We start from the raw sequence: 26,936 nt of genomic DNA on the forward strand, positions 1-26,936 counted from the left end.
AGAGGAGTGGATTTCTCCACTCCAAAAAAAGTCTAACTTTTTGGGGTCACTACAGATCTCGGATACGAACTGGTTGAATCCGCTGAAAAATTGCTGGTACTCCAAAAGCATTCGCTGCCAAAGGGTCAGAAGCCAATCGACTGACAGTGGGCGATTCAAGGGAAGCAGGGCATAAAGTCCTAGGATGTAACCGAGGACGCAAACGATCACTTTGAGTCCATTTGCTTGAAAAAAGCCTAGACTCAAACAAAGCAGGGCGATTATTCCCCAGACCAATGACGGTGTTGTCAGATCATAAGCATGCAGGGCTTGAGGAAACACCACACTCAAGCTGATAAAACTAAATAACAAAAACGGCCATTTTTCTTTTAAACGTTGAATGGGGTTCACCTTCCTTTTACATGTTTTGCCATTGAGTCAATGTCAGATGATCGAAGACACTGACCTGATTATTTTCCTGAAGTCGTCGGATTTCCTGTTGTACGAGGGCATCCTTTTTGACAACCACTAAGACGATTTGTTTTTCCTTGAAAGCCGGCAGTTTCGGCGGGTCAGTAAAGGGTTGAAGCTCTGCGAACGCTTGCTCGGTAGGCTGAGCATAAAGTTGACTCCCCAACAAATATTGTTCAAAGAAATCGACGCCTTTGTACCAATCCTGCAAGGAATAATACAAGCTCAAAGTTTCCTCAAACAAAGGAGAAGCAGCGCCATAAAATAACCAAACCATCGTAGTGGTCCGCTGGGTCTCATGTTCTCGATACATTAGCTCCGACTGCTTGCTGGAGAGCTTCCAATCAATATTTTTTGGAATGTCGCCGCTGCGGTAAGGCCGGTAATTTTTGATCGTGAAGGTGGATTCCCCGAAAAGCGATCGCTGGGAAAGCTGCTGCAGGGTCATTTTTTTGTTGAAACGCTGGTATTCTGGCAATACCACCAATTTGGTTTTCAAGCTGGTATTATAGGTTTTACGAAAGAGCAGATCACTGCTGCTGTATTGGACAGGCAGTGAATGAAAAACTCCACGTTGTCTTGCTGGCCAATCGAAGGTGGCTGACCGTGTTCCGCGTAAAAACAGGAACGTAGACACTGGGAGCGCCGAGTCTGCCAAAAGCGCCAGCTGAAACTGAAAGAAGGGCAGAAACAGCGGCTGTACAACTGTTACCGGCAGCTTGATTGTCTTACCAACATTGGTTGTCAGGCGCTCAGTCGTTTTCACTTGGACTCTTTTTGAAGGTGTCAAGAAATGGACGAGGCTGGATAATAGAAGAAAGCTCATCAGAAAAAACAGTGTCCAGCCAATATTAGTATTAAAGACTGCCCCATACAGTAAAACCGCTGCGTAAATAAGCAGGAAGATAAAAATTTTAAAAAAAATTTTGCTAAAACGCATAGGTCTATCTCCTCACTGGAACAGGGACACTATCAATGATCTCATGCAATACTTCTGACATCTCCGCACCGCCTGTGAGAATCAAGCGATGAGAAAAAACGAACGGCAGTAATTTTTGCAGATCTCCCGGGGTGACGAATGAGCGATTTTCCGTAAGGGCATAGGCTTTTGCCCCCTGGAGAAAGGCCATCGCGCCGCGAGGGCTGACACCTAATTCGACAGAAGGATGCTGGCGAGAAGTCGTTACCAGCTGCAGGGCATAGCGAGCCACCACCTCATCTACATAGACCTTGTCCACTTGCTTTTTCAATGCAGTTAGCTCTTCCAAAGAAAGAAACGAATGGATCAGCTTCAACGACTGCTCTCGTTCACCAGTCAGCAGCTCCAGCTCATCCGCAAAATCTGGGTAGCCAATATGTAAGCGAAACAAGAAGCGATCCAGCTGAGCTTCCGGAAGTGGATAGGTTCCTGCGTAGCTGACCGGATTTTGGGTCGCAAGGACAAAAAAATGAGGGTTTAGGGCATACGTGTGGTTGTCGATGGTGACATGGCGTTCTGACATTGCCTCCAGCAAGGCGGCTTGGGTTCTTGGTGTGGTTCGGTTGATCTCATCTGCCAGTAAAATCGTTGTGAAGATCGGGCCAGAACGAAATTCAAACTGATTGGCTTGGGCATTAAAAATCGATACCCCTAAAATATCGCTGGGCAGCAGGTCAGGTGTGAATTGGATACGGGAAAAGTCACTATGGATCGCTTTTGCCAATGATTTGACCAGCATAGTTTTTCCGACTCCTGGAATGTCTTCAAATAAAACATGGCCCCCGGCAAGTAAGGCCGTAACTGTTAATTGGATGACGTCTTTTTTTCCCAAAATCACTTTTTCGATCTCTTGGATCAGTGCGGTGATTTTAGCGGTATTCGGCTCAGGCATAGCATCGTGCTCCTTTGGTTGGTTTTCTTTATTGTAATAGAATAACAGAACAAATGGCAGTTATACGCATTTTTCTTCAAAAAAAAGAAAAAAGCCGTGAGCCAAATTGGTATCACAGCTTCAACTACTATCTAAAAAGGGAACCTTTCCACCAAAAATACCACTACACAGCAGATTGTCGAAACCTTGAACAAATTTGCGCCGTTCCAGGCCGCTGTCATTCCAACAGCTAGTGCCAGCAAGCCGGAAAATGGAGAGCGGGTAGCTTCTACGATTGCCGGAAAAGTCATCACTGCCAATGTCACATAAGGAACGTAGTACAAAAAGGATTGAATGAACGAATTGTTAATGGGATTTCGGATCAAAGTCAGCGGGAGTACCCGAATGCCGTAGGTCACCAGCGACATGATTGCGATATATACATAGATGTTAGACTTCATGATACCCCTCCTCCTGATCGATTGGGAAAAGGACCGCAGCAGCCAAAGAAAGGATAATTGTCAACACAATGGTTTGCGTTCCGCTAGAAAAGATATGCAGCTGTTGAACGGCAAAGCTGGCTAGAAAACTAATGACCACTAACCCGCGAATGACTTTGCTTTGTCTCATCGGTGGAACGATCACCGCTAGAAACATGCCATAAAGCGCGACACTTAAGGCGTTAACAATACTGGTAGGCAAAAGATTTCCAGCCGTGATCCCAATCGCAGTTCCGACCGCCCAGCAAGGAGCAGCCATCAAAATCGCGCCATACGTATAAAATGGATTAATGTAACCCGCTTGTGCGATTGTAATGCCAAACAGTTCGTCTGCCACATCATAGCCTAAAAGCAGACGGTGGTAGAAGGGTGTATCCGGAGAAAGCCGCTGACTCAAGGCACAGCTCATCAGCATGTAGCGAGCATTGGCAACTAGTGTGACAATCGCAAGCTCTAGATAGCTGGCCTGAGCAGAGATTGACATCAGTGCGGCATATTGACCGGCCGAGGCGTTATTCAGAATACTTTGTAAAAAGCCTTGAAACGGAGTCAATCCAGCTTTTCGTGCGGCGATCCCCAAGGAAAAGGAAACTGCGAAATACCCCAAGCCGATGGGAATTCCATCCCGCATGCCGCGGGCAAATACTTCTTTTGAAAAAAGACCGCTTTTGGTCGATGCATTGATCCATTTTTCTTTTTCCAACAGCCTCACGCCTCCTCTTTTTGAAATTATTATAGCAATCCTCTATACTAAGTAAAACGAATGATCGTGATGGATCCATAAGAAAAACTAATGGAGGTGAACGCATGTTATCAAAATACGGTATTTTTTGCCGTGTGGTAGAGCTTGGCAGCTTCACACAGGTTGCTCGAGAGATCGGGTATTCGCAAAGTGCGGTCAGCCAAATTGTCAAATCATTAGAGAGCGAATTGGCGGTCACTCTGGTCAACCGCAGGAAAGAAGGACTGACCTTAACAAAGGACGGAGAACAATTTTTCCCTTACCTGCAGGCGATTCAGATTGCCGAAGAGGAACTGAAACAAAAGCAAAAAGAAGTTCACGGTTTAGAAAAAAGCACGATCCGCATCGGGACCTTTACCAGCATCAGCCAAAATTTTTTGCCACCTTTGATGAAAAGCTTTAAGGAGCGCTATCCGAAAGTAAATTTTGAACTGCTGCAAGGCGAGTACACCAGTATTACAAACTGGATCGAGACCAATGTCGTTGATTTTGGTTTTACTTACAACCAGAATTTGCGAATGGAGGGCAAAGATCTGTACACTGACAAAATGCTGGCGATCTTGCCCAAAGAGCATCCGCTGACTGAACAGAAGGTCGTCAGTTTGGCTGATTTGGCTAAGGAACCGTTGATTTTGCTGGACGAAGGGGAGTTCAGTGTTGCATTAAAGGCTTTCGAACAAGCCCAGCTGCAGCCTAAGGTCGAGTACAAAATTTACGACGATTATTCCATTTTAGCGATGGTCCAGCAAAATTTAGGAGTGTCGCTGATGTACAGTTTGGTTTTGTCCGGCCACGAGGACCAGGTCGAGATTCGGCCGATTAAGGAGAATCCGGAACGAACCGTGACTCTGGCCTGGCGCAATTGGCAAACCATGTCGCTAGCTTCGCGGCGATTTGCCGAGTTCATCATTGATCACATTGCGGAGACACGAAAAGACGACCCCAAGATCGTCGCCGGATTAAGATTTACGAAGGAGAATTAGGATGGAAAAGAATGAAGACAGGCCGCTTATCATCCGTCAAGCCCAAAAGGCAGATGAGCAGAGAATCGCAGAATTTTACCAGCGAGTCATCCCCAGCATTGACCAGGAGCTGACCAGCTGGATTCCCGGGGTTTACCCATCTATCAAGAGCGCGCTCGAAGCGATCGGGGAAGGAACATTTTATCTGGCGGCAATAGGGGAGTACGTCGCAGGTACTGTGATCTTGAATCATATCTTTGATGAAGAATATTCACTGATCCAATGGCAAGATCCTCAGCTAAAAACACCAGAAATTATGATCATCCACACGTTGGTGACGGATCCAGCCATTCGCAAAAAGGGAATCGCTCAGCAGCTGTTGGATTTCACAGTGGAACTGGCAAAAGAACAAAAAGTCAAAGTGATTCGCCTCGATGTATTGGAACGAAACATCCCAGCAAAAACGCTGTATGAAAAGAAAGGCTTCGTGTATCGAGGAACCACAGATTTGGTGGCCTGGGACGGAGAAGGAGCCGATCGCTGCGATTTTTATGAACGAACGATTTAAACGCTTGGCGGGATTATCTCGCTAAGCGTTTTTCAACATATCAAGATGGGGAATACCGTCCTCCAGATAAATTTCAGAGGTTGCTTTAAAGCCGAAACGGCTATAAAAATCCTGCAAATACGATTGTGCCGAGATCTTGATCGGCATTTTAGGAAACCGTTGCCGAATATCAGCTAATACCGCCTGAACCAGCTGTTCTCCCAATCCCTGCCTGCGAAATTTATCGACCACCAGCACTCGGCCGAATGTCACATGATCCTCTCGAAGCATCACCCGTGCATAAGCCTTCAGTTGATCATTCTCACACAGTGAAACATGCCAAGCGTCTCGATCGTCTGCATCCACTTCCTGATACGGACACTGCTGCTCTACTACAAACACTGCAACACGCTCTTGAAAAATCGTGAGTAGTTCTGATACGGAGAGTTCATTTGTTTTTTTGATACGGATTTCCACTGGAATACCTCCATTTTCTTGAAATAGGTAGTTTTACTATACGCTTAGCTGCAGGAAAAAGAAAGAGGCTATCTATTCTAGAAAAATCAGGTTGAATGATTTAACTTCGATGTATTGAAAGAAGTCCGGAAGAACATAGAATTCCTACTTGACTTAACCTCAGGGTGAAGGCGTATTGTAGAGAAAAGACGGGAGGATGGAGGAATGAAACCCAGTGTTAGTCTTATATTCCTGCTGATCCTACTGACAGGCTGCAACTCGGGTTTCAGTGAGCCCGCTCAAACAAGTCTCAATTCAGACAGCTCCCATGTCAGGACGATCCCAGAAACCAATCAGCATCCCTTTGAAAGTGAGGAAAATCAATCCATGAATCGATTAACGATCACCATCGGAAGGCAAACATTTTATGCAACTTTCGCAGAGAACATGACTGCAGAGGCCTTCAAGGAACGGTTACCAATGACAGTATCTATGGATGAATTGAACGGCAATGAAAAATATTATTATTTGCCTGAGCGCTATCCTAGCAACAGTGAGCGAGTAGGAGCAATCAATAATGGTGATTTGATGTTGTATGGCTCGGATTGCTTGGTTCTCTTTTACAAAAGCTTTTCGACTTCATTTTCTTACAGCCGTATCGCAAAAATCGATGATCCAAACGGATTTGCTGAGGCGGTGGGACGACGCGGGGTGGAAGTGGCGTTTGCTTTGGCAGAATGATAAAGGATTTCCTTGACTTAACGTTAAGGTGGAGGTCTATACTCCAAGAAAACGAACCGAGGAGACGAGTATGGAACATTTTGATCAAGAAACTCAGCGATTTCACACGAACGCTTACAAGTGGGGTATTTCTGAGGGGGAGCTGCCGATGTGGGTGGCGGATATGGATTTTCAGACAGCTCCTGCAATTATTGAAGCGATTGAGACACGGACCGCACATGGTGTTTTTGGGTATAACGGTATTCCGCAGGCTTTTTATCAGGCTGTAGCGGAGTGGTGGAACCGTCGTCATGGATTGGATCTTGAAGAAGAGTGGGTCCTCTTTTGCACCGGAGTAGTTCCAGCGATTTCGTCGATCGTTCGCAAGGTGACTAAGGTTGGAGACAAGGTAGTGATCTTTTCGCCCGTGTACAATATTTTCTACAACTCGATCGTGAATAACCATCGCAATGTTCTCTCCAGTGATTTGGTGCATCAAGAAGGACACTATGCGATCGACTTTGAAGATCTGGAAAAGAAATTGGCAGATGCACATACCTCGCTGCTGGTTTTCTGCAATCCTCATAATCCGATCGGTAAGATCTGGGAGACAGATACATTGGAAAAAATTGGTCGTTTGTGCTTAAAATACCAGGTGACGATCGTTAGTGATGAAATTCATTGTGATCTGACATTCCCTGGAATACGGTATAATTCCTTTTACTCAGTTTCTGACGAAGTACGGGAAAACGTGATTCTGTGCTGTGCACCTACTAAAGCCTTCAACATTGCTGGTCTGCAGACAGCAGCAATCGTCGTCAAAAATCAGCGGCTGCGCAGTTTAGTCAATCGCGGGATCAACACTGACGAAGTGGCGGAACCGAACAGCTTCGCGATCCAAGCTGCCATTGCCGCGTTTACCAAAGGCGAAAGCTGGCTGGAGGAGTTGAATCACTACCTGTATCAAAACCGTGAATACATCAGCTTTTTCCTTGATCACCGACTTCCGGAAATTCATCTAGTGGCGAGTCAAGCAACTTATTTAGCCTGGCTGGATTGTTCGCAGCTGACTGAAGACGCGGATGAATTGTGCCGATTTATTCGTAAACAGACTGGATTGTATTTAACCGCAGGCTCGATTTTTGGAGAGAATGCTCAAGATTTTATCCGCTTGAATTATGCAACCAATCGTGCAAGAGTAGAGGATGGACTGCGGCGTCTGGAAAAAGGCGTTCAACTGTATAAAGAGACAGAAGGATTTATGAAAAGACATTCAGACATGGTATAGTAAAACTAGAAAGAGGTTGAGGATATGAATATTTCAGAAGCCGCAAAATTAATGGACGTGACTGCAGTGACGCTGCGTTACTACGAACGGGTAGGGCTGATTCCCCCAGTTACTCGAAAAAACGGAGGTGTCAGAGATTTTCAGCAGGAGGATCTAAACTGGATCGAATTTATCAAATGCATGCGCAGTGCCGGACTCTCTGTAGAATCGTTGATCGAATACACCAGCCTGTATCAGCAAGGCGATGCCACATTGGAAGAACGCAAAAGCTTGTTGCAGGAAGAAAGAGACCAACTGGCTGCGAAGTATGAAGAAATCGGGGCTACGTTAAGACGCTTGGACAGCAAGATCGAAGATTACGAAAACGGAAAATTTCAAGCAGCTGAGAAACGTTTGCCGGACTGGACACCAAAGGAAGGAATAAATTGATCGTCATTGTGTAAAGCAGTATAGGTGTTGGATTATTCCACTCTATACTGTTTTTTTGTTGAATCCACTGGACTTATCCAATGAACAGCTTTGATTGTTTTTACTGTTGATTTTGTAAATTATCAAGAGGATAATAGTTGAAAAAGGGATGATAAAAAATGAGCAAAAAAGTGATTTGGATTTGGTCACTCAACAGTCACCAGCAAACAGTCACCTCTCTTGCTGGGATGAATGTAACGATGCGACCCTATAAATTTCAAAGAGAATTGAAAGAAGCACTGGCTCCCGAATGGACCATTGACTTTATCAGCGATGATCTTTCAAAGGAGCTGCCAACAGCAGACGTAGTCGTTATTCCTAGAACAGGCAAAGCACTTTACGCCGAGCGCGCAAAACAAGCGAAGGTCATATGGGTCTCAGGAAATGAGGTCTTGGAGAACGACTACGAAGGAATTAAGAAAAAAATAGCAGAGGCTTAAAGAAAGCCGGGAATGACCGTGATTACATTAGAACACTTTGATGAAGTGGAGATGCGCGTGGGTACAGTGACCAATGCCTCGCTGAATAAGCGAGCAAGAAAGCCCGCATACAAGGTAATGGTGGATTTAGGAGAATAGGGCACGAAGCACAGCTCTGCCCAATTGGCCAATTATACTCCAGAAGAATTGATCGGAAAACAGGTTGTCTGTGTCTGTAATTTTGACCCGATCCGCATCGGTGATGTTAAAAGTGAAGTGCGCATTTTAGGCAGTGACACGGAAGCAGGCTGTATTTTGTTAACTTCATTGAGTCCGGTTGAAAATGGAGCTAAAGTATTTTGAAACGGAGATGCTGTAAGAATAAGATCATTCATTTCAAACTATTATGATGGCAGCTTCTGCAGGATTTGATAAAAAAACCCATTGATCTCTTAACGAAATAAGAGCGCAGTGGGTTATTCGTTTTATGTCAAAAGCCGAAATTAAATCGTTAGCAGTTTTGCGTCCGTGTGGCCTTTGTATTTCAGACTTTCTTGAACGGGCTCTGGCAGACGGTTTGGCTGGAGCAAGTCGATTAAAAACATATTCAAACCTTCAAATTCCACATCAACACTCGAAAAGCTTCAGTGGAAAATGATGGTTGGGAGATGACGGTCAGACAGAGGATGGCTGGGGTTATACTTCTTCAGCCGATGAAGGGAATATGAAGAGGAATACCGACGAGTCGTGGAAACGATCTACCAATCCAGTGTGTTGCACGGCTATTGCTATACTCAGCTGGCAGGTGTTGAGCAAGAAATCACCGTTCTGTTGACTTATGATCAGAAACCAAAATGTGAGTTGTCGCTTATCAAGGCGGTCAATAATCAAGCGGTAAATCCGGTCATAGTTTCTTAACTAAACTGGTTAAGGCAAAAACTGAAAACTTCTTCCAAAACAACAAACTTAACGAATCCCTCCAACCGTGATACAGTAAAAGAGACGGCAGATCGTCCGAATAAGTGCACGCTATTTGAGACCTTGCCAATTCGTATATCAAGGAGGAATTCGAGTATGACAGCACCAAAATTAGTTTTGAATGATGGGCATTATTTACCGGCACTAGGATTTGGCACGGTAGGGATTCGTGGAAATCATGGGATGAATCAAATGATCGCAGCGATTCAAAGCGGCTATCGGTTGATCGATTCTTCGACCAACTACGACAACGAAGGCGTCGTAGGTGAAGCGATTCGTCGTTCAGGTGTTCCTCGGGCTGAGCTTTTTGTAACATCAAAATTGCCTGGAAAGTATCACCATTATGATGATGCCTTGATGATGATCCAAGAATCATTGTGTCGCATGGGATTGGATTATTTTGACCTGTATCTGATCCACTGGCCGTTGCCAAAACGGGATCATTATGTGGAAGCATGGAAAGCTTTGGTTACAGCACAGAAAATGGGTTTGATCCGTTCAATCGGTGTCTCCAATTTCGAATCTGAGCATTTGGATCGAATTATCGATGCAACAGGTGTAACTCCTGCAGTCAATCAAATCGAAATCCATCCTTACTGGGTACAAGAACGGATGCTGGAAGAAAATCGAAAGCGTGGAATCGTCACTGAGGCTTGGAGCCCGCTGGGACGAGGCAGTGAATCTTTGAAGGAAGAAACGATTAAAGAACTCGCTGATAAATATAGTAAATCTACAGGTCAAATCATTTTGCGTTGGCATTTGGAGCGCGGTATTTTACCAGTGGTTCGTTCGGGCAATCCTGCGCATCAACGAGACAATCTGAATGTGTTTGATTTCCATTTGAACGAAGAAGAAGTTGCAGCAATCAATCAGCTGAACAAACCAGACGGACGGGTAGACGGACAGGATCCAAATGAATATGAAGAATTTGAATAAAGCAAAAGAACCGGCATTGAAGTGTGATGTCGGTTCTTTCTTTAGCTGCACCAATCGAATAGAAAGCCACCGATAACTTTGCAGTAATCCAACAGCTGCTTGGCGGAAACCCCTTCATTGGTACTGTGGGCTTGGATCAATTCTCCCGGTCCGTAAATGACTGCCGGTATGCCGTAGTAATCGAACCAGCCGCCATCTGTTACAGTCGTGGACATATTGACTACCGGGGCTTGCTGGAGCTGTGCTTCATGATTTTTTGCTAAAAGTTTCATTGCCGGATGTGTTGTATCCAAAGACAGCGGAGGAAAAACTTCGCCTTTTTCCTCGAGCATGGAATCGCCGCCCCATTTGAAGGCTGGCAGGTTGTTTTTCAACCACGGATCTGCCTTAGCCGTCGCGAGAATATGTTCTTCGATCTCAGCGATCACTTCATCAACCGTTTCATTTGGATAAAAATGAACAGTGATCCACAACCGTGCTTGATTGGCGACAAAAGCGGGGTGGATGCCGCCTTCTACATAGGCCGGATTGATCGTATTGGTGCCTGGAGGAAACCCCTCGCAGGTTTTAGTAATGCCCCAATAGCGCTCTAGCTTTTGCAGCGCATCAATGATCACTGCCATCTTTTCGACCATACTTGCGGCTTTCAATCCGCCGCCGGTATGGACCATCGAAATTCGATTGCCATCGTGATAGGTTTTTGGACTTTCCAAGGTGATCCAACCTGTGATGACACCGCCTTGGCCTTGAAAGCTTAGATTAGAGGTATCACCCACGATGGCAAAGTCAGCCTCATGATGCTCCTGCAATAATTGCTTCGTACCGGCTTCGCCAGCTTCTTCCCCGACGACTGATTGAAAGCAAATCTCGCCTGAAAACTCGAGCTTCAAACGGGAAACCAACCGGAATAAATACAAGAAGCAGGCAACTGCCCCTTTCATATCACTGACACCACGACCTACCAGCCAGTCTCCCTGTTGCACCAATTCAAAAGGATCTGTCTGCCACTTCTCTTGATCCTCTACCGTGGCAACATCCACGTGCCCATTTAAAATTAAGCGGTTCCGTTCCGCAGGCTTCGCTCCTTTAAGTGAGCCATATACCAGCAGATCCTTTTCGTAAAATGGTTTCTGATGAACATCAAAGTTTGCTTGTTCCAGTTCTTGGCTGATAAATTCCTGCAAAGGTATGGTATTGCGGGCAGGAGGCGAAACGGTATTGAAGGCAACCAGTTTGCCAAGCAGCTCGATCAATTCCTCCTGATGCTGGTCGATGGCTTCGATGAGTCTGATTTTTTGCTGATTCATGGGTGTCCTCTTTTCTTGGGTTATTGTGTGAATGACAAGTTTTTTAGCAAAATAGGTGAGCTTATTTTTTCTAACGATAGATGATTTTTCTATTTTATCATACATTTTGCTTGATTTATGTGTTATCTTCGATGAAAAGGATCCCTTTCATCGAAGCTGGTTGAGCATTTTGTCTCAGAAACGGTTTCATTGTTTCCAGCAGAGTAGACAAATCCTTCGCCACCGTTTTCTCTACATGTTACGATGGTTCAAACAGGAAGGAGACTAGAATGAAACTTCTTAAATCAATCGATCTATTGAATGACCAGCAAGCTGCTTTACGTCTGAACCTTGCTGCAATCCCCTTGATGCTGGTCTTTTATTTTGCCTTCAATGCCCTGACCAACGCGATTTCTGTTGATGGACCTGAACGAAATCGTTCGCTCGCCGGCTTTTTGTTGGAATTTCTGGTGTTTTTGTTCCTGATCGTACTTCATGAGCTGATCCACGGTTTGTTTTTTAAAGTCTTTGCACCGAATCAGAAAGTCAAGTTCGGTTTCAAAAACGGGTTAGCCTATGCTACGGCACCAGGATCGATTTACTCCAAAGGAACATTCGCCTGGATTTCACTTGCGCCTTTCGTATTGATCACCCTCGGCTTATTTGGAGCTTACCTAGCCAGCGGATTATCAAGAGGGGCATTTGTGCTGATTGCCGCCATCCATGCCGGTGCCTGTGTCGGGGATTTTTATTGGATTTATTTGCTGCTCAAAGCCCCAGCCAAAACGTTGGTGAAGGATACTGAAGTTGGGTTGAATTTATATAAAAAGGAAACAACTTCTGAATAAGAGTATTAAAGAGCTGCCACAAAATACCAAAACGGTATTTGTGACAGCTCCTTTTCATTGAATCATAGATACTCACTCTAAAACTTTTTAAACGTCAACACAGAAATGACGGTTTCCTTCGCCAACTGTTTCGCACTGTCGATCACTTGGTCACTGTCATTATTTCTAAGGCCCTTTACTGCATGATTCACTTGTTTAGTTGCAAATTCCACCGTATTTAAGACACTGTGTTTGGTTTGATCGGCGGCCTCTGCCAACTGATCGATTCCGTCATTGACTTTATCCTCTTGGCAGTCGATCGTGCCGACGACTGCTTCGATGCAGCCATCCAAGGTTTGACCAACCAACTTCCCCACGGTTTTATTGCGTTTCAACACCTCGGGACCCACTTGCCGTAATGCATCATTGTCGATCAATTCTGCCGCAAAATTCGTCACCCCGCTGATCAATCCGCCGCGAACGGCACCAATTCCTTGCCCAATTTCTTTAAAAATCGCCATACGAACACCTTCCTTTTTTCTTAGTATACCACGAGGTGACGCTGATGAAATCTCATCTCGGAGGCAAATCAGAAGAGGCAGCGAAGTAAGTATTTTCTTAATTTCACTAACAACGTTTAATTCAAGACCTTCCAGAAGCAGCAAAGACTTCGCAGGTGAGAGTTATCAACAAATGAAGCCGCAAAAAAACGCATCATTCACCATTTTTAACGCCAGAAGTGACATCTGTAAGAATATATTTTCATTTGCAATAAAACCATTCACAACGTATAAAATAAGCAACTGGCTCTACTGCATCAACGAACACAGAAATAATTGCAGGTCTCGAGAACATAACTAGAAAAGTCTGATATAATTTTAATGATTCAGTTCACAAAGAAAGGCGGGAAAACGCTTGAAACAGATTTTAATCATTGATGACGATGTGCACATCGGCAATCTTTTAGAAGAAGCGCTTGAGAGAGAAGGGTATCGTACGTTGCGTGCTTACTCGGGAACTGAAGCTCTGCTGGTATTAAGGCAAAGCCGACCGGATCTAGTGTTATTGGATTTGATGCTGCCAGGTTTAAATGGGGAAGACCTCCTGCCACAAATAAAGGGAATTCCAGTGATTGTTTTAAGCGCTAAAGTGGATATAGAGAATAAGGTGGCGTTGCTGCTGAATGGGGCAGTAGATTATGTAATGAAGCCCTTCAGCATCCAGGAGCTTTTGGCAAGAATTACTGTTCAATTTCGTCAACAGGCTGGAAAAACGACCACTGAGGTGTTAATTTTTGATCAGATTAGGCTTGATTTGGCTCAGCATCAGGTGACCGTCGCTGATCAATTCGTCAAACTAACTCGGACCGAATTTGCAATTTTGAAACTGCTGCTGCAACATGACTCACAGGTCCTCACTAAGTCGGTTTTGCTGGACCGTATCAGTGTAGATACCCCAGACTGCACCGAAGCTTCTTTAAAGATGCACATTAGTAATTTAAGGAAAAAGCTGAGGACAGCCAGCGGTCGCGAATACATCGAGGCCGTTTGGGGCATCGGCTTTAAATTAAAGAGTGAATAAATCTTTACTGGATCTTTACGGTTTCCTTTACCGGTTTCTAGCCTTTTTACCGGTAGGATAGCTGTAACAAGTAAAGGAGACGATGATCATGAATAATGTTCTTGAAACCAAGGGGCTGTCTAAAAGTTATGGGTCTTTCAAAGCGCTGAATCGGTTGAGTATGACGGTGCCGAAGGGGGCTATTTACGGTTTTGTCGGAAAAAATGGTTCGGGAAAAACCACCTTGATTCGCTTAATATGCGGGCTGCAATACCCGACTGCTGGAGAATTTACTCTATATGGTAAGAAAAGCAGTGATCAAGAAATTGCACGAGCACGTCGCCGAATCGGCGCAGTGGTGGAGACGCCATCGATTTATTTAAACATGACTGCCAAAAATAATTTGAAGCAGCAATACCGTATTTTAGGCTTGCCGTCTTATGAGGGGCTGGAGGATATTCTGCGTCTGGTAGGGCTGGAAAATACTGGCAAGCGCAAGGCGAAAAACTTCTCGTTAGGTATGCGCCAGCGGCTGGGCATTGCTTTGGCTTTAGTGGGTGATCCGGACTTTTTGGTGCTGGATGAGCCGGTGAATGGACTGGATCCGCAGGGAATTATCGAAATCCGAGAGTTGATTTTGAAACTTAATCGGGAAAATCAGATCACCGTACTAATTTCCAGTCATATGCTGGATGAGCTGTCTAAACTGGCTACTCATTATGGCTTTATTGATAGTGGACGGATTGTTAAGGAAATGAGCGCGGCCGAATTGGAGGCGGCCTGCCGCAAATGTATGCGGCTTGAGGTGACCAATATGGGCGGGCTGATTCAGGTGCTGGAGGAGCAGAATTTGGATTACACTGTTTTGTCGGATACACAGGTGGATTTGTTTGCCAAGGTAAATGTCACCCAACTGGTGCTGTCGCTGGCTGAAGTGAATTCTGAGGTGCTGTCGCTGCAGGAGAGGGATGAAAGTTTGGAAAGCTACTATGTCAGCTTGGTAGGAGGTGGCCCTCATGCGTAAATTATTGTACGCGAATCTGCAGCGTCTTTGGCTGGACAGCACGTTCTGGCTGATGGTTTTGGCCGTGATTGGGCTGGAAAGTGTTTTCTGCATCAATCTGCGGCGTCAGGGCACGTTGCCGATGGATCTGGTGTTGTTCGTATTTCTACAGTGCATGGGAATTTTGATCGCCATCTTGTTGAGTTTGTATTATGGAACCGATTATCAGGAGGGAACGATAAGAAATAAATTAGTGGTAGGTCACAAACGCAGTAGCATTTATTTAGCCAATCTGCTGGCTGGCTTCATTGCAGTGACAGTTCTTTTTCTGATCGGCGTCTTGGTCGGCGGGGTGCTGGGGGCAGTGATGTATGAACCGCTGGAAAACGACCTGTTGCAAATCATTTTGGTAGGTGTGGTGGGCTGGCTGGCTTGTTTAAGCTTCGCGGCAATTTTCAATCTGGTGGGGATGCTTTCCAACAGTAAGTCGGTCTCGGCCATTGTCTGTATTTTAGGAGCGTTTGGCTTGTTGTTCACTTCCTTGTACATTTATCAGCGGCTAGCACAGCCAGGGAGATTAACTGGAACGACACGAACCCTTTATGAATTCTTATTTGAAGTCAATCCTAATGGTCAAATTCTGCAGGCGATGTCCTACAACATCGATTCGTCGATTCAGATGATGCTTTACTCATTCGGGTTAATCATGGTTTTCAGCTTGGTAGGACTGTTTTTCTTCAAACGCAAAGATTTAAAATAAACGAGGTGAATAAGATGCTGTCTTGGCTTCTGTGTCTGGTTTTGCTGGCGGTGGTTGCAGGGTTGGTCATAAAAATCGGATTCTTGAAAAAGAGCATAGCAGAACTCCGTCAGGAGCTGACAGAGCATTTTGCTGAAGAAACCAATACGCTGCTGGTTACGTCTTCTGGTGATAAGCACGTTCGTCAGCTGACGGCGGAACTGAATGTGCAGTTGCGCCTGCTGCGCCATCAGCGGCAGCGCTATTTGGCCGGCAATCAGGAACTCCACGCAGCAGTGACCAATATTTCCCATGATTTACGTACACCACTGACGGCTGTATTGGGCTATTTGGATTTGTTGGAGCAGGAAGAAAAATCGGAAACCGTCGCACGCTATCTGGCAGTGATCAGCAATCGAGCAGAATTGCTAAAAGAGCTAACGGAAGAATTCTTCCGTTATTCCGTGGTTCTTTCACCGGAGCAGCAAATCGATATTGAACCAATCGTATTGAATCAACTGCTGGAGGAAAGCTTAGCTGATGCTTATGTAGAGCTGAGTGGCCGCAGGATTACCCCGACTGTTCAGCTGCCGACAGAAAAAGTAATACGCAAGCTTCATCGAGCTCAGGTCGTTCGGATTTTTTCTAATTTGATCAACAATGCGATCAAATACAGCGATGGTGACTTAATGGTCACCCTCACGACGGAAGGAACCGTTACGTTTGTGAACACAGCTGCCGGTCTGAATGAGATTCAAGCCGGAAAGCTGTTGGACCGTTTTTATACTGTAGAAACGGGAGCGAAATCGACAGGTCTTGGGTTGACAATCGCTAAAGGATTAATGGAACAAATCGGTGGTGAAATCACTGTGAATTACCAAAAGCCGCTCTTGTCTATTCAGATCAAGTTTCCACCAAGCTGAAAGGATGCTCAGGAAAGCTTGTAGATGAAGAAAACAGTATTGTTGTTGAGAGGATTCAGACTGGCCTGTAGTTGAAGTGAATAGAATGCAGAAATTATTTTTCGATTTTTCACCGGCAGGTAAAGCTTTCTGAACAAGGAGAGACCTGTTCTATAAATCAGGATGACGGATACACAACGTTCGTCAGAACGCAAAGGAGAATACATCCATGAATAACATTTTGACACAGGCAGCACAACTTTATGGTATCAGAGTAGTGAAAGAAATAACTCGTGGAAACTCTGGAAGCAGAGTGTTTGAGGTACAGTCCGATGAGCAGTCTTACATAATGAAAATCATAGAAGGAACAAGAGAGAACCAAAAGCATCTTGATTTTGAAACACGATGGACAGAATACTTAACCGATCGAATGAGGGGAATCGCCAAACCAATGCGAAGCAAACACTATCGACTTTATGAGATCGTTGAAACCGACAAGCGAAGCGTCTTGCTGCATTTGCAGGAAAAAGCACCGGGGAATACCATCGATGGTCCTCACTCAACGCATTTTAATGCAACGCTCTTTTCTAGGCTTGGTGTGTTGATGGGACAAATGCATCGTTTGACGATCGATTATCCTGAGAATATCATCCGTCATGAGTTTGAATGGAATGGACCGAATACTTGGCGCAGCTCGATTGCTATTTTAGATGAAGAAGTCCGTCGAAGCGAGGAACAATTGCTCGATCGCTTGAATGAACTGCCGAAAGAAAAAGACAATTATGGCATCGTTCATTTCGATATTCATACTGACAATTTTTTAGTTGAGCGCGATCAGATTACGCTGATCGATTTTGATGCTTGTCAGTTTAATTGGTATGCTGCCGATATCGCCAGTGCCTTGTTTTTTATGGCCCAAGCAGCAGCCAATCCGTTCGACCGACTCCATGAAACACAGCGTTCTGAATTTGCGGAGATGTATCTGACTGCTTTTTTGAAGGGGTATCTTCAAACGAATGGATTAATGAAAGACTGGTTCGATCAGATAGACCTGTTCATGCGCTATCAAATGATTGATGAATATGTTTCTGCTGAATATTTTTGGACAGAAGAAGAGTATCCTGAGCGTCAATGGTATCTGACCTGGTTCAAAGACCGAATCTGCACAGATCAGCCGTATGTTTCAATTAATTATGAAAATGTGTGGAACAATCGAATAAACTGAAAAATAGACCGTAACGAGACTCGTTGCGGTCTATTGCATAGAACTGAAAGTTATTATTCCTTCACAGCAACTGCTTGCTCGATTGTTTTTCCCAGTGAATTTCTGAGAATGATTGAACCAATACATAATAGTAAGAAGGCAATCGCCCCAATCAAAGTAAAACGTGTGTCAAAGGCAGTGATCAGCACGCCGCAGATAAAAGGTCCGAAAGTAGTACCCAGATTGGCTGCCGTTAAGAATAATCCATTAGAAAAATCGGGAGCCTCAGAGCCAAATTCCGTAATCAAGTATTGGTTGACATTGGCTGCAATCCCGGCCAAGATCCCTAGAACGTTGATTAAAACAGTCGCCGCAATCGTCATATTGCCTAAGAAAAACAGCAGGATATAGGTGGTGATCAAAGCAAAAGGTAAAGCGAAAATCGTTTTTTTCGCATGGGTTGTCAAGACTTTCCCTGCAATCACATTTCCGACAATATTAGTTAGCCCGTAAACCAGCAAAATCAAGCTAATACTTCGGCTGGACAGCTGAGTAATGGTTTCCAGAAAATCAGACAAGTAGCTGTAAAAACCGAAAATTGCGCCGTTTAGCAAAATAACCGTAAGAATTGAAACCAGCATTTGCGGCCTCTTCAGCACGCCGATTTGCTTTCCGTAAGACAGGCGGGTCGTCACTGGAATCGATGGGACAAAGAATAAGGTTGCCAGCAGAACTAGTCCGTTGACTGCCGCAAAGAATACCATCGACAGGGCGAAGGAAACTTCTGTGGCAATAAAGCTGGTGACTGGAACACCCAGTACAATGCCAGCAGAAACACCGATAAAGACTCTCGACACAGCTTTAGCCGATTCATTAGCTGAGACTGAGGTTCCCGCGACGGTTAAGGCCATTGATACATAGATGGGATGAAAGGCCGCAGGGACCACCCGAGCCAGCAGCAGGATAGTAAAGTTTGGTGCGAAAACCGACACGATGTTGCTGACGGTAAAAATACCTAAAGCCAGTACCATGACCGTTTTACGATTGACCTTGGAGAACACCAGCGGCATCGTAGGACCCGCAATCGCCACAATCAAGGCAAAGGCACTCACCAGCAAGCTGGCAGTTGGCACGCTGACACTGAATTCTTCCGCAATCAAAGGCAAAATACCAATAATCCCCATTTCCGTGTTCATAATCCCAAACACCCCGATTGTCAAAATCAGGATTAATAAACGTTGATTCTTTTTCAAATAGATCGCCCCTTTAAAAGTTGTAGTCTGAGCATAAGCCTTCACCTTGAGATCAAGTCAAGCTGAAAAAGCAAAAAAAGTTTTTCTTTCCCAAACGAATTCGGCCGTAGCTTTGGCGCAAAATTAGATTCATATATAGAAGAAAAATATTTGAGGAGTCTGATAATCGGTAAATAAAAAGATTTTTCTGCAATATGTTGAAAAAAATCCCTTGACTTAAAGTGCAGGTGAAGGAATAGAATCAATGCAAGAAGTGGAGGAATCAAAATGAAAAAAATAAGTGCAGCAATTGCCTTGCTGGCGACCCTCTTTTTAGTCGGCTGCAGCAATGGAGCAGATAATCAAAGCGCCTCCTCCAATCGTGAGGAGCGCAAGGTTTTACGGGTAGGAACGGAAGGTTCGTATCGGCCCTTTTCTTATCACAATGATCAAGACGAATTGGTCGGTTACGATGTGGAGGTGGCTCAAGCAGTCGCTGAAAGAATGGGGTACGAGGTGGAATTTCATGAAGCGGCTTGGGATGCGATGCTGGCGGCCTTTGATGCAAATCGCACCGATGCCATCTTCAATCAAGTAAGTATCACGGAGGAGCGTCAGGAAAAATACGACTTCAGCGAGCCTTACAGCGTGGCTCACATTGCTCTGATTGTACATGAGGACAACAACGAGATCCAAGCTTTTTCGGATTTAGCCGGTAAAGGCGTCGCTCAAACCATCACTAGCAATTTCGCCCTCATGTCAGAAGAAGAGTATGGTGCCGAGGTAGTCAGTGTTGAAACCTTTAACAATTCCTTTGACCTGGTAATGAATGAGCGGGCCGATGCCACCTTGAATGACGATGTGATCTTTTACGATTATTTGAATCAACAGCCGGATACACCGTTAAAAATTGCGGCAACGCTAGACGAAGGAGTTTCAGCAGCTGTGTTGCTGCATAAGGATGCCGTCTTGGTGGAAGAAATTAATGCAGCTTTAGCTGAACTGCACGAGGACGGTACTTTGACAGAAATTTCCGAGAAATATTTTAACCGCGACATCACCCAATAACAGAGGAGGGATTTGATGGAACGATCTATTGAAATTGTGCAAAGCTCGCTGCTGCCGTTGCTGTGGGCCTTCCTGGAGGCAACGATCCCCCTGACCATTATTTCTTTTGTGTTGGGCGTACTGATTGCGGTTATTACAGCCCTGGCCCGAATTTCAAAAAAACGGCTGCTGAACAGTGTGTTCTATCTGTATGTTTGGATTTTCCGCGGGACGCCGTTATTGGTGCAGCTGTTTATTATATTTTTCGGTTTGCCATCGGTGGGCATTCAGCTGGAGGCTTGGAGCGCAGCGGTCATTGCGTTTTCCTTAAACACCGGGGCTTACGCTTCGGAAACGATTCGTTCCGCAATCCTGGCAATTTCGACTGGACAATATGAATCGGCGGCTTCCTTAGGGATGAGCCAGCGGCAGATTTTTACCCGAATCATTGCCCCCCAGGCTTTGAAAATTGCGCTGCCACCCTTGTCCAATAACTTTGTCAGCTTAGTCAAGGATACTTCACTAGCAGCCAGTATTACGATTGTTGAGGTGTTTCTAACGGCGCAACGAATCGCTGCGCGCACCTATGAGCCACTGCTACTGTATTGTTTAGTGGCAGTGTACTATTTAGTTTTTTGTACCTTGTTGAATTATTTGCAGTCGGTGTTGGAACATCGCATGGCTCTTTATGAATAGGAGGCAAAACATGTTAACCATTCAAAATTTAACCAAGTCTTTTGCTGGCCAACCGGTATTGAAGAATATCCATGCCATCTTTCGCGATGGAGAAACTACCGCCATTTTAGGTCCTTCGGGCTCCGGCAAAAGCACCTTGTTGCGTTCCATTGATCTGCTGGAACTGCCGGAGACCGGTCAGATCGTCATAAATGACATTCGTTTGACCTTTCCCAGCAATCCCAGCTTCAAGGAAAAGAAGAATTATCGCCGTTATTTCAGTATCGTTTTCCAGTCGTATAATTTATTTCCTCATTTTACGGTCCTGCAAAATATTATGGAGGGACCGATGCAGGTAAAGGGCGAAAGCAAGACACAAGCCAAGCAGAAAGCTTTGGAGCTCCTGACTAGAATCGGTTTGGCTGACAAACAAACGGCTTATCCGGCTCAGCTTTCCGGTGGTCAGCAGCAGCGGGTGGCAATTGCTCGCGCGTTGGCGATGGAACCAGCTTTTATTTTATATGACGAACCTACCAGTGCTTTGGATCCCGAACTGTCTAATGAAGTTTTATTGACGATTCAACAACTGGCAGACGCCGGCAACTCGCAAATTGTGGTGACTCATAACTTGGAGTTTGCCCGCAAAGCAGCTGATCGCGTGTTATTTATGGATCAAGGAAAAATTTTATTTGACGGTTCTACTCAGATGTTTTTCCGCAACAAGGACGATCGAATCCAACAATTTATTCAACAAATTGCTTAGGGGGCAGGTAATGCAAGGTTGTTCTTTCATATTAGTGATGGTCATCGGGATGAAAAAAATCAGTATGCTTCACAGTTAAAACAACGAGCGTTTGACTATTTCACCATGATGTACAAGTCAGAGGCTATTCTCCATCTTACCTAAAGCAATTATTGAAGGAGTAAGACGCCCGAGCGCTAAGATGACAAAGGGGATTTAAAACTGCTGAAGCAAACTACTGCCGACTATTTTGGGTTCAGTTATTCGATGAGTATGCTGATCAACAAGGTCAAATCATAGATGATTACCGGATCGACTATATGCAAAAACATATTGCGGCGATGCATGATGCAGTTGAGAATGGGGTTGATCTAATGGGTAACACACCTTGACGGTGCATTGATCTAGCAGCCTCAGCAGGAGAAATGAGCAAATGCTGCGGCTTTATTTACGTTGATCTAGAGGATGTCGGCAATGGAACTTTGAAGCGCAGCAAGGAAAAATTATTTGAAGAAATTAAGCAAAGACCAATGACAACGAGCACTTGGCTTTCAATAAGCCAAGTGCTCGTTGTCATCTTATCGTTTATTCTACTTGGTAGCGCAAAATAGTTCGGCGTTTTTCCGGTGCTGTTTTTCGCGCGTCGTTAAGATAGATCTCCCGGTGGTTATGGCAGTAGCGAGTCAGCCCATTGGCTTCAACGTATTGATCCATCTTTTGGAAAGAGGAAGGTTCGTCATCGAAGGAACCAAGGTGCATGATCTGTACACACTTGCCGTCCTCGATCGTTTCGAAGTGGATGTTCTGCAGCAGCTCGTTTGGCTCTTTTTTAGCCACAGCGGCAAGAGAAGCATCCACCATTTCCTGTGTGATCCAGTCCGGCTGGCGCAGCATGATCGTATACTCAAAGCTGTCTTTGTCTGTTGTATCTGCCGTGTTCTTTGTCGTCCAGATGCCCTCTAAAGGAAAAATCGCAAATTCAGAATAGTCGAAGTCCGCCTGCAGTTCAGGATGGGCGTTGTAGAATTTCTTAAAGCCCATTTTGATACTCCAAGCGACGGAGTACAGAATACCTACACGGTCTGAAAAGTCCTGATTGTTTGGATTTCCTTCGCCGCTAAGGGTAATAAATTTTTGCGCAGGGACTGACACGAGCTGCGGGTCCTTTTTCGCTCCGTATAAATGCGTTTCTTGTTTCTTCCAATCAAATTTCATTGTTTTTCCTCCTCACTTAGTGGACTTCATTGTAGCAGGAGAAACCTACAACCTCGTGTCAGGTTTAATAAATAATTTGCATTTGTGCTATTTTTTCTTTGATTTTGTTTCGGATGTGTTCGGGAGCCAACACTTCCACTTGACCGCCAAAGGATAAAAGAAAGCTATACAAACTGTCATTCTCTGGATATTCAGCTGTGACCAGCAGGCGTCCATCTTGGCTTTTTTCAACGCTGTCAAAATTTTCGTAAACACGATAAGCCAATTCAGGCGCAAAGGCCATTTTAACAGAGTACCGCTTTGTCGTGTAGAGTTTTTCTGGCGCTAGTACTTTCTCAAGTGCTTCTCGCTTAAATACTTCCTCAGTCATTTGAACATCACTGATTCGTTTTAATTTGAACAGACGGTAAGCTTGTCTTTCACAGCAATAGGCATGTAAATACCATTCTCTGGCTTTAAAAACCAATTTGAGCGGTTCCACCTTGCGATCGGTCGCTGTTTTTTCTCGGCTAAAATAGTGAAAAAGCATCCGCTTTTTTTGAAAAATAGCTGACTTCAGTGTTTGAAACAGCTCTTCATGTTGTGGATGCCAATCTGAAAAATCAATTTCGATCCAGTTGGTGGTTTGCTTTTGAAAGACGCTGCCCATTTTTTTCAACAGCGCACGATTTCGTTCTTCATCTACCCCAGTTAAACTTTGCAAAGCTGTCAATATCTGCTGCTGCTCTTCTTCAGAGATCAATGAGCGATTCAATACGAAATTTCTAGGCAGGAAAATGCCACCGCCTTTTCCTTGTGTCGTATAGACGGGGATGCCTACTGAGCTCAAAATGTCGATATCCCGATAAATCGTACGAATGGACACCTCAAATTCTTCTGCCAGTTCTGGTGCTGTCGTGCTTCCTTTATCCATCAAATAATAAACCATTCGAAACAAACGATATTCTACCATCTTTTTCACCTCTCCTTAACAGTATAGCACCTAAAACATGAAACTTGATGTCAGGTTAGGGAAATAGACAGCAGTCTTTTATTCATAGGTGATTGACTCACTGCGCGAAAAACGCACTCTCTAGAAGGAACAAAGATAAAGATAGGTAAGTCAGAAAATAGAATTTTTAGTACATCTTTTGAAATTCAGTTACTTCATTTATCTAGTCACCGCCAATAGGTATTGTTAAAATAGAGGTATCAAACAAAAAGGAGGGGATACCATGGCAGCACAAAGACACACCTTTGAAAGAAGTCGGCATTTAGTCGATTTCCATTTGGCAGGCTTTGCCTACCATGACGGACTGGAGGTAATTGAGAAATTGACATTAGGAAAATCCGTTACTTTGGCAGCCGAACCAGATAATCCTCATGATCCTTATGCGGTCGCTGTTTTCTTCCGAGGATATAAATTGGGCTATGTGCCAAGTGGGAAAAATGAACATTTAAGTCAGTTGCTTTATTTTGGCTATGACGATATCTTTGAAGCTCGAATTCAATCCGTGAATATGGAGAACCATCCTGAACGACAGTTTCGAGTCGTGGTAAGGCTCAAGGACAGGCGGGAGATGTAACGATTAAGACTAATTTTACGGGACAATCATGATAAACAGAATTCCTAAAGCATGAAATGGATGTTTTTGACCTTTCATGTTTTTTGTTTAAGTAACAAAAAAATGTTATTAGGCACACATTAAACAAAAAAAATTGGGTTATAATTGGTTTTGTGTTAGTTGAGACTCGAGGGGGGATTGCATGACAATCAAAATGGTGGTATGTGATTTAGACAATACATTGCTGAATGAGGAGGGACGTGTATCGAAGGAAAATTTGGCTGCGATTCATTCATTGATGACGCAAGGTGGTCACTTTGTGGCTGCCAGTGGACGAACGATCAACCAGATGGAACAAGTGCTGGTCAATCTGGGCACGATCAATCGAGAAAACTGCTATTCGATTACTATGAATGGGGGCGTCGTGATCGAAAACAAAAAGAATCGAAAATTGGCTCACTCCTATTTTACTTATCGAGAACTCTATCAGTTGTTTGCGTTTGCGCAACGTGAAGGGGTGTGTTTGCATTTTCAAACGGATGAATTGATTTATTTATTCCACCCGTCTGCTGCCGAATTGAAGTATCTCGACACGCAGCAATTGGATTATGTAGTTATTGAAGAGGATCAATTGACCTATCTAAAGAATGAAAAAGTTGGCAAAGTGCTTTACCAACATGATGACATTGACTATCTGAAAGATTTGTCCGTGATATTAAAGGATTACTGCGAAGGAGACTTAACGATCAGCTATTCGGCCAATCGATATATGGAGATCAACTGCGGCCGCGACATCAGCAAAGCACAGGGAATCAAGCTTTTGGCAGGTCATTTAAAAATCTCATTGACTGAAGTATTAGCGATCGGAGATAACTACAACGACCTTGAGATGGTTGAGCTGGCAGGATTTTCCGCTTGCCCCAGCAATGCGATCGCCGAATTGCGTCAGCATTGTGATTACATCAGTAAAAAATCCTGCAATCAACATGCTGTTGCCGATATTTTGTCCCATTATCGACAAATCAATCAGCTGAAATGAGGGACATGATGTGAAGAAAAACAGCAAAACACGCCAAAAGGAAATGCTGTTCTATGTCATGAAAAAAGAAGAAATGGCCATCAGTGAACGAGCCAAACAATTTTAAGCAACGATGGAAACGGTTCGTAAAGATGTCAACATGCTAGAAGTAAAAAATCTTTTGACTAAAAACACGACTTTTTCTTGGGACCAAGCCCTATGATGAAGCGCGAAGAAAACAAGAAGTAAAAAATCAAGATTGCTGAATATGCCTTGTAGCTGATCCTCCGAAAAAGCGTTGATCGTTTTGGGTGCAGGCTCAACAACGCTGCATTTAGCTAGATTACTGTTGAGTCAAAAGGATTTGATTATTTTTACCAACTCCATCCCGATCGTTGAAGCCCTAACACCTTCAGAAAATAGAATCTTTATGCTTGATGGTTCACTGCGAAATCCTTCATTGGTACGTGGACCGAGGAGCTCCTGAAGCAAATTTCGGTGGGCATTGCCTTTGTCAGCTGCAATGGTTTTTCTAAAGAAGGCTAAGATTCATTTTCAAGGCGAACTGGGTGTTAAACGGCGGATGGTGGAAAAAGCTGTAAAGACGGTTTTACTATCGGATACCAGCAAACTGTCTCGATCAGGGGGTTATGGTTATGCGGATTTTTCAGCGATTGATGTCATGGTCACCGAACGGCCATTGACAGAAACTGAAAGACAGCAGTTGTCGGAGGATTTGCTGCTGGCTTATCCGGAAGAATAGAAGATAAGAAAAGAAGCGGATCGATCATAATAAAGTCGATCCGCTTTTGCTTATTGCAAATTTTTATGTTCTAAATAACCAAAAACCAAAGCTTCGATCACAACATAAAATAATGAATTAGATTGCAACGAATACTCAGAAAGCTTGGTATTGTTTAAACTAGCTGCGTAAAGACGATGGTCGACTCTTTGAGATAAAAGATTGTCGGAATGGCCGGTCAATGAAATGATCTTGACTCTTTTCAACGAGAGTAGATTCAAAATATCATTTAGATTTTGGTTATTGCCAGACAGGGAAACGATAAAGATCAAGTCCTTTGGTTTCAACACATTAAAGAAATGTTTGAATTCGTAGGATTCTTTGTCTGCTGGGATGGAAAGGACAGGCTTTCCAATGAAAAGAAACAGGCGCTCCATTTCCATAGTTTGATTTTTTTGTGACACACCTGTATACATCACGTATATTTTTTCACTTTCATCGATCAATTGATAAATGTCATCCCACTTTGTGTTATTTAAATAATCGATCGTCTGTTGCAGGGAAGTCACGATACTGGCTTTAGAAGTATACGTTAGTTTTTCTGGTATATTTTTGTCTCCCCACATGAAAAAACTTTTTAGTTCAGTAAACCCCTTAAAGCCCAGCTTTTGCGACAAACGAACAATGGATGCCTTCGAAGAGGTGGTTTTTTCTGCTAGTTTGGTGATCGACAAGGTTTTCAGCTCGTCTTTGTGGTTTGCGATATATTCTGCGATCGATCGTTCGGTGGGGCTTAAATACTGGTATTGTTCGTTGATCATCTCTTCAATATTCATTGGTTACCTCTTTTTGTTTATTTTACTGAAACCAGTTTCAGAAACTGG

35 protein-coding genes and 1 pseudogene are annotated in these 26,936 nt (G+C 44.2%); 24 read left to right on the top strand and 12 right to left on the bottom strand.

Annotated features, from left to right (window positions below; all coding sequences use genetic code 11):
- The 5 genes from NRIC_RS13410 to NRIC_RS13430 form a co-directional block, all read right to left on the bottom strand.
- On the bottom strand, window positions 1–390 hold a 390-nt coding region (locus NRIC_RS13410; protein ID WP_146623215.1), incomplete at its 3' end, for a hypothetical protein.
- A 7-nt stretch (window positions 391–397) separates the two neighbouring features.
- Window positions 398–1,390, bottom strand: a complete 993-nt coding sequence (locus NRIC_RS13415; protein ID WP_146623216.1) for a DUF58 domain-containing protein — start codon at window positions 1,388–1,390, stop codon at window positions 398–400.
- 4 nt (window positions 1,391–1,394) lie between these two features.
- The gene (locus NRIC_RS13420) at window positions 1,395–2,321 is read right to left on the bottom strand and encodes an AAA family ATPase (protein ID WP_146623217.1); all 927 of its coding nucleotides are present in this window, start codon (window positions 2,319–2,321) and stop codon (window positions 1,395–1,397) included.
- Between the two features lie 131 nt (window positions 2,322–2,452).
- Entirely contained in the window at window positions 2,453–2,761 is a 309-nt protein-coding gene (locus NRIC_RS13425; protein ID WP_146623218.1) for an AzlD domain-containing protein, read from the bottom strand.
- Window positions 2,751–3,512 (bottom strand): AzlC family ABC transporter permease, encoded by a 762-nt coding sequence (locus tag NRIC_RS13430; protein ID WP_373862083.1) that lies wholly within the window; start codon window positions 3,510–3,512, stop codon window positions 2,751–2,753. Before NRIC_RS13430 ends, NRIC_RS13425 begins: the two co-directional genes overlap by 11 nt.
- Window positions 3,513–3,607: 95 nt before the next feature.
- On the opposite strand from NRIC_RS13430, the gene NRIC_RS13435 reads away from it, so the two are divergent.
- Complete coding sequence (locus NRIC_RS13435) at window positions 3,608–4,525, top strand: LysR family transcriptional regulator (protein ID WP_146623219.1); 918 nt, start codon at window positions 3,608–3,610, stop codon at window positions 4,523–4,525.
- A 1-nt stretch (window position 4,526) separates the two neighbouring features.
- A complete protein-coding gene (locus NRIC_RS13440) occupies window positions 4,527–5,072 on the top strand; it encodes a GNAT family N-acetyltransferase (RefSeq protein WP_146623220.1) in 546 nt (181 codons plus the stop codon).
- A gap of 21 nt (window positions 5,073–5,093) precedes the next feature.
- Here the strand turns inward: NRIC_RS13440 and NRIC_RS13445 are convergent, their stop codons facing one another.
- Window positions 5,094–5,528: a GNAT family N-acetyltransferase gene (locus tag NRIC_RS13445; protein WP_227873806.1), complete on the bottom strand. Its 435-nt coding sequence runs from the start codon at window positions 5,526–5,528 to the stop codon at window positions 5,094–5,096.
- A gap of 204 nt (window positions 5,529–5,732) precedes the next feature.
- Here NRIC_RS13445 and NRIC_RS13450 point away from each other — a divergent pair, with 204 nt between their 5' ends.
- The 8 genes from NRIC_RS13450 (at window position 5,733) to NRIC_RS13475 (ending at window position 10,316) form a co-directional block, all read left to right on the top strand.
- The gene (locus NRIC_RS13450; RefSeq protein WP_227873807.1) at window positions 5,733–6,248 is read left to right on the top strand and encodes a cyclophilin-like fold protein; all 516 of its coding nucleotides are present in this window, start codon (window positions 5,733–5,735) and stop codon (window positions 6,246–6,248) included.
- Between the two features lie 70 nt (window positions 6,249–6,318).
- Window positions 6,319–7,515, top strand: a complete 1,197-nt coding sequence (locus tag NRIC_RS13455) for a MalY/PatB family protein (protein WP_146623222.1) — start codon at window positions 6,319–6,321, stop codon at window positions 7,513–7,515.
- A gap of 24 nt (window positions 7,516–7,539) precedes the next feature.
- Window positions 7,540–7,944 carry a MerR family transcriptional regulator gene (locus tag NRIC_RS13460; RefSeq protein WP_146623223.1) on the top strand — a complete coding sequence of 135 codons (405 nt, stop codon included), beginning with the start codon at window positions 7,540–7,542 and terminating at the stop codon, window positions 7,942–7,944.
- Between the two features lie 158 nt (window positions 7,945–8,102).
- Window positions 8,103–8,423, top strand: a complete 321-nt coding sequence (locus tag NRIC_RS13465; protein ID WP_146623224.1) for a hypothetical protein — start codon at window positions 8,103–8,105, stop codon at window positions 8,421–8,423.
- 12 nt (window positions 8,424–8,435) lie between these two features.
- Window positions 8,436–8,561: a hypothetical protein gene (locus NRIC_RS19735; protein WP_265416116.1), complete on the top strand. Its 126-nt coding sequence runs from the start codon at window positions 8,436–8,438 to the stop codon at window positions 8,559–8,561.
- Between the two features lie 24 nt (window positions 8,562–8,585).
- Window positions 8,586–8,765 carry a hypothetical protein gene (locus NRIC_RS19585; RefSeq protein WP_227873808.1) on the top strand — a complete coding sequence of 60 codons (180 nt, stop codon included), beginning with the start codon at window positions 8,586–8,588 and terminating at the stop codon, window positions 8,763–8,765.
- A gap of 384 nt (window positions 8,766–9,149) precedes the next feature.
- On the top strand, window positions 9,150–9,320 hold the full coding sequence (locus tag NRIC_RS19325; RefSeq protein WP_175580100.1) for a hypothetical protein: 171 nt from the start codon (window positions 9,150–9,152) through the stop codon (window positions 9,318–9,320).
- Window positions 9,321–9,476: 156 nt separating this feature from the next.
- Window positions 9,477–10,316 (top strand): aldo/keto reductase, encoded by an 840-nt coding sequence (locus NRIC_RS13475; protein WP_146623225.1) that lies wholly within the window; start codon window positions 9,477–9,479, stop codon window positions 10,314–10,316.
- 41 nt (window positions 10,317–10,357) lie between these two features.
- Here the strand turns inward: NRIC_RS13475 and NRIC_RS13480 are convergent, their stop codons facing one another.
- A complete protein-coding gene (locus NRIC_RS13480) occupies window positions 10,358–11,623 on the bottom strand; it encodes an acetylornithine deacetylase (RefSeq protein WP_146623226.1) in 1,266 nt (421 codons plus the stop codon).
- Window positions 11,624–11,892: 269 nt separating this feature from the next.
- Between NRIC_RS13480 and NRIC_RS13485 the strand changes: the two genes are divergently transcribed.
- Window positions 11,893–12,450, top strand: a complete 558-nt coding sequence (locus NRIC_RS13485; protein ID WP_146623227.1) for a DUF3267 domain-containing protein — start codon at window positions 11,893–11,895, stop codon at window positions 12,448–12,450.
- A gap of 77 nt (window positions 12,451–12,527) precedes the next feature.
- On the opposite strand, the gene NRIC_RS13490 is transcribed toward NRIC_RS13485, so the two are convergent.
- Window positions 12,528–12,950, bottom strand: coding sequence for a hypothetical protein (locus NRIC_RS13490; RefSeq protein ID WP_146623228.1), 423 nt, complete (start codon window positions 12,948–12,950; stop codon window positions 12,528–12,530).
- A 394-nt stretch (window positions 12,951–13,344) separates the two neighbouring features.
- Here NRIC_RS13490 and NRIC_RS13495 point away from each other — a divergent pair, with 394 nt between their 5' ends.
- The 5 genes from NRIC_RS13495 (at window position 13,345) to NRIC_RS13515 (ending at window position 17,858) form a co-directional block, all read left to right on the top strand.
- Complete coding sequence (locus NRIC_RS13495) at window positions 13,345–14,010, top strand: response regulator transcription factor (protein WP_146623229.1); 666 nt, start codon at window positions 13,345–13,347, stop codon at window positions 14,008–14,010.
- Between the two features lie 88 nt (window positions 14,011–14,098).
- Window positions 14,099–15,013 carry an ATP-binding cassette domain-containing protein gene (locus NRIC_RS13500; RefSeq protein WP_146623230.1) on the top strand — a complete coding sequence of 305 codons (915 nt, stop codon included), beginning with the start codon at window positions 14,099–14,101 and terminating at the stop codon, window positions 15,011–15,013.
- Window positions 15,006–15,752, top strand: coding sequence for an ABC transporter permease subunit (locus NRIC_RS13505; RefSeq protein ID WP_146623231.1), 747 nt, complete (start codon window positions 15,006–15,008; stop codon window positions 15,750–15,752). Before NRIC_RS13500 ends, NRIC_RS13505 begins: the two co-directional genes overlap by 8 nt.
- 14 nt (window positions 15,753–15,766) lie before the next feature.
- Entirely contained in the window at window positions 15,767–16,654 is an 888-nt protein-coding gene (locus NRIC_RS13510; protein ID WP_146623232.1) for a sensor histidine kinase, read from the top strand.
- A 208-nt stretch (window positions 16,655–16,862) separates the two neighbouring features.
- Window positions 16,863–17,858: a phosphotransferase enzyme family protein gene (locus NRIC_RS13515; protein ID WP_146623233.1), complete on the top strand. Its 996-nt coding sequence runs from the start codon at window positions 16,863–16,865 to the stop codon at window positions 17,856–17,858.
- Between the two features lie 53 nt (window positions 17,859–17,911).
- Here the strand turns inward: NRIC_RS13515 and NRIC_RS13520 are convergent, their stop codons facing one another.
- Window positions 17,912–19,090, bottom strand: coding sequence for an MFS transporter (locus NRIC_RS13520; RefSeq protein ID WP_146623234.1), 1,179 nt, complete (start codon window positions 19,088–19,090; stop codon window positions 17,912–17,914).
- A 267-nt stretch (window positions 19,091–19,357) separates the two neighbouring features.
- On the opposite strand from NRIC_RS13520, the gene NRIC_RS13525 reads away from it, so the two are divergent.
- The 4 genes and pseudogenes from NRIC_RS13525 to NRIC_RS13540 form a co-directional block, all read left to right on the top strand.
- Window positions 19,358–20,137 carry a transporter substrate-binding domain-containing protein gene (locus NRIC_RS13525; RefSeq protein WP_146623235.1) on the top strand — a complete coding sequence of 260 codons (780 nt, stop codon included), beginning with the start codon at window positions 19,358–19,360 and terminating at the stop codon, window positions 20,135–20,137.
- Between the two features lie 15 nt (window positions 20,138–20,152).
- A complete protein-coding gene (locus NRIC_RS13530; protein WP_146623236.1) occupies window positions 20,153–20,812 on the top strand; it encodes an amino acid ABC transporter permease in 660 nt (219 codons plus the stop codon).
- 10 nt (window positions 20,813–20,822) lie between these two features.
- Window positions 20,823–21,554 carry an amino acid ABC transporter ATP-binding protein gene (locus NRIC_RS13535; protein ID WP_146623237.1) on the top strand — a complete coding sequence of 244 codons (732 nt, stop codon included), beginning with the start codon at window positions 20,823–20,825 and terminating at the stop codon, window positions 21,552–21,554.
- A 266-nt stretch (window positions 21,555–21,820) separates the two neighbouring features.
- Window positions 21,821–22,144 (top strand): annotated as a pseudogene (locus tag NRIC_RS13540) (family 1 glycosylhydrolase); the annotation flags it as partial.
- Here NRIC_RS13540 and NRIC_RS13545 read toward each other — a convergent pair.
- Together NRIC_RS13545 and NRIC_RS13550 are read right to left on the bottom strand one after the other, a co-directional pair.
- Window positions 22,119–22,748, bottom strand: coding sequence for a GyrI-like domain-containing protein (locus NRIC_RS13545; protein ID WP_146623238.1), 630 nt, complete (start codon window positions 22,746–22,748; stop codon window positions 22,119–22,121). The pseudogene NRIC_RS13540 and the gene NRIC_RS13545 sit on opposite strands and share 26 nt — an antisense overlap.
- Window positions 22,749–22,812: 64 nt before the next feature.
- On the bottom strand, window positions 22,813–23,700 hold the full coding sequence (locus NRIC_RS13550; RefSeq protein ID WP_146623239.1) for a helix-turn-helix transcriptional regulator: 888 nt from the start codon (window positions 23,698–23,700) through the stop codon (window positions 22,813–22,815).
- Between the two features lie 262 nt (window positions 23,701–23,962).
- On the opposite strand from NRIC_RS13550, the gene NRIC_RS13555 reads away from it, so the two are divergent.
- From NRIC_RS13555 to NRIC_RS13570, 4 genes are all read left to right on the top strand, one after another.
- Window positions 23,963–24,313 (top strand): HIRAN domain-containing protein, encoded by a 351-nt coding sequence (locus NRIC_RS13555; protein WP_146623240.1) that lies wholly within the window; start codon window positions 23,963–23,965, stop codon window positions 24,311–24,313.
- A gap of 181 nt (window positions 24,314–24,494) precedes the next feature.
- On the top strand, window positions 24,495–25,331 hold the full coding sequence (locus tag NRIC_RS13560) for an HAD family hydrolase (protein WP_146623241.1): 837 nt from the start codon (window positions 24,495–24,497) through the stop codon (window positions 25,329–25,331).
- 277 nt (window positions 25,332–25,608) lie between these two features.
- Window positions 25,609–25,797, top strand: a complete 189-nt coding sequence (locus NRIC_RS19900) for a DeoR/GlpR family DNA-binding transcription regulator (protein WP_146623242.1) — start codon at window positions 25,609–25,611, stop codon at window positions 25,795–25,797.
- Between the two features lie 24 nt (window positions 25,798–25,821).
- Window positions 25,822–26,073, top strand: a complete 252-nt coding sequence (locus NRIC_RS13570) for a DeoR/GlpR family DNA-binding transcription regulator (protein WP_146623243.1) — start codon at window positions 25,822–25,824, stop codon at window positions 26,071–26,073.
- A 50-nt stretch (window positions 26,074–26,123) separates the two neighbouring features.
- Here the strand turns inward: NRIC_RS13570 and NRIC_RS13575 are convergent, their stop codons facing one another.
- Window positions 26,124–26,888 carry a MurR/RpiR family transcriptional regulator gene (locus NRIC_RS13575; RefSeq protein WP_146623244.1) on the bottom strand — a complete coding sequence of 255 codons (765 nt, stop codon included), beginning with the start codon at window positions 26,886–26,888 and terminating at the stop codon, window positions 26,124–26,126.
- Window positions 26,889–26,936: the final 48 nt, after the last annotated feature.

Source organism: Enterococcus florum (assembly GCF_004309355.1).
In the GTDB taxonomy this organism is placed as follows: Bacteria; Bacillota; Bacilli; order Lactobacillales; family Enterococcaceae; genus Enterococcus_A; species Enterococcus_A florum.

Bases quoted from the DNA above. Each gene is read 5' to 3' on its own strand.
- NRIC_RS13415 (WP_146623216.1), bottom strand. From the start codon at position 1,390: ATGCGTTTTAGCAAAATTTTTTTTAAAATTTTTATCTTCCTGCTTATT.
- NRIC_RS13420 (WP_146623217.1), bottom strand. From the start codon at position 2,321: ATGCCTGAGCCGAATACCGCTAAAATCACCGCACTGATCCAAGAGATC.
- NRIC_RS13425 (WP_146623218.1), bottom strand. From the start codon at position 2,761: ATGAAGTCTAACATCTATGTATATATCGCAATCATGTCGCTGGTGACC.
- NRIC_RS13435 (WP_146623219.1), top strand. From the start codon at position 3,608: ATGTTATCAAAATACGGTATTTTTTGCCGTGTGGTAGAGCTTGGCAGC.
- NRIC_RS13440 (WP_146623220.1), top strand. From the start codon at position 4,527: ATGGAAAAGAATGAAGACAGGCCGCTTATCATCCGTCAAGCCCAAAAG.
- NRIC_RS13450 (WP_227873807.1), top strand. From the start codon at position 5,733: ATGAAACCCAGTGTTAGTCTTATATTCCTGCTGATCCTACTGACAGGC.
- NRIC_RS13455 (WP_146623222.1), top strand. From the start codon at position 6,319: ATGGAACATTTTGATCAAGAAACTCAGCGATTTCACACGAACGCTTAC.
- NRIC_RS13460 (WP_146623223.1), top strand. From the start codon at position 7,540: ATGAATATTTCAGAAGCCGCAAAATTAATGGACGTGACTGCAGTGACG.
- NRIC_RS13465 (WP_146623224.1), top strand. From the start codon at position 8,103: ATGAGCAAAAAAGTGATTTGGATTTGGTCACTCAACAGTCACCAGCAA.
- NRIC_RS19735 (WP_265416116.1), top strand. From the start codon at position 8,436: ATGACCGTGATTACATTAGAACACTTTGATGAAGTGGAGATGCGCGTG.
- NRIC_RS13475 (WP_146623225.1), top strand. From the start codon at position 9,477: ATGACAGCACCAAAATTAGTTTTGAATGATGGGCATTATTTACCGGCA.
- NRIC_RS13480 (WP_146623226.1), bottom strand. From the start codon at position 11,623: ATGAATCAGCAAAAAATCAGACTCATCGAAGCCATCGACCAGCATCAG.
- NRIC_RS13485 (WP_146623227.1), top strand. From the start codon at position 11,893: ATGAAACTTCTTAAATCAATCGATCTATTGAATGACCAGCAAGCTGCT.
- NRIC_RS13490 (WP_146623228.1), bottom strand. From the start codon at position 12,950: ATGGCGATTTTTAAAGAAATTGGGCAAGGAATTGGTGCCGTTCGCGGC.
- NRIC_RS13500 (WP_146623230.1), top strand. From the start codon at position 14,099: ATGAATAATGTTCTTGAAACCAAGGGGCTGTCTAAAAGTTATGGGTCT.
- NRIC_RS13505 (WP_146623231.1), top strand. From the start codon at position 15,006: ATGCGTAAATTATTGTACGCGAATCTGCAGCGTCTTTGGCTGGACAGC.
- NRIC_RS13510 (WP_146623232.1), top strand. From the start codon at position 15,767: ATGCTGTCTTGGCTTCTGTGTCTGGTTTTGCTGGCGGTGGTTGCAGGG.
- NRIC_RS13515 (WP_146623233.1), top strand. From the start codon at position 16,863: ATGAATAACATTTTGACACAGGCAGCACAACTTTATGGTATCAGAGTA.
- NRIC_RS13525 (WP_146623235.1), top strand. From the start codon at position 19,358: ATGAAAAAAATAAGTGCAGCAATTGCCTTGCTGGCGACCCTCTTTTTA.
- NRIC_RS13530 (WP_146623236.1), top strand. From the start codon at position 20,153: ATGGAACGATCTATTGAAATTGTGCAAAGCTCGCTGCTGCCGTTGCTG.
- NRIC_RS13535 (WP_146623237.1), top strand. From the start codon at position 20,823: ATGTTAACCATTCAAAATTTAACCAAGTCTTTTGCTGGCCAACCGGTA.
- NRIC_RS13545 (WP_146623238.1), bottom strand. From the start codon at position 22,748: ATGAAATTTGATTGGAAGAAACAAGAAACGCATTTATACGGAGCGAAA.
- NRIC_RS13550 (WP_146623239.1), bottom strand. From the start codon at position 23,700: ATGGTAGAATATCGTTTGTTTCGAATGGTTTATTATTTGATGGATAAA.
- NRIC_RS13555 (WP_146623240.1), top strand. From the start codon at position 23,963: ATGGCAGCACAAAGACACACCTTTGAAAGAAGTCGGCATTTAGTCGAT.
- NRIC_RS13560 (WP_146623241.1), top strand. From the start codon at position 24,495: ATGACAATCAAAATGGTGGTATGTGATTTAGACAATACATTGCTGAAT.
- NRIC_RS13575 (WP_146623244.1), bottom strand. From the start codon at position 26,888: ATGAATATTGAAGAGATGATCAACGAACAATACCAGTATTTAAGCCCC.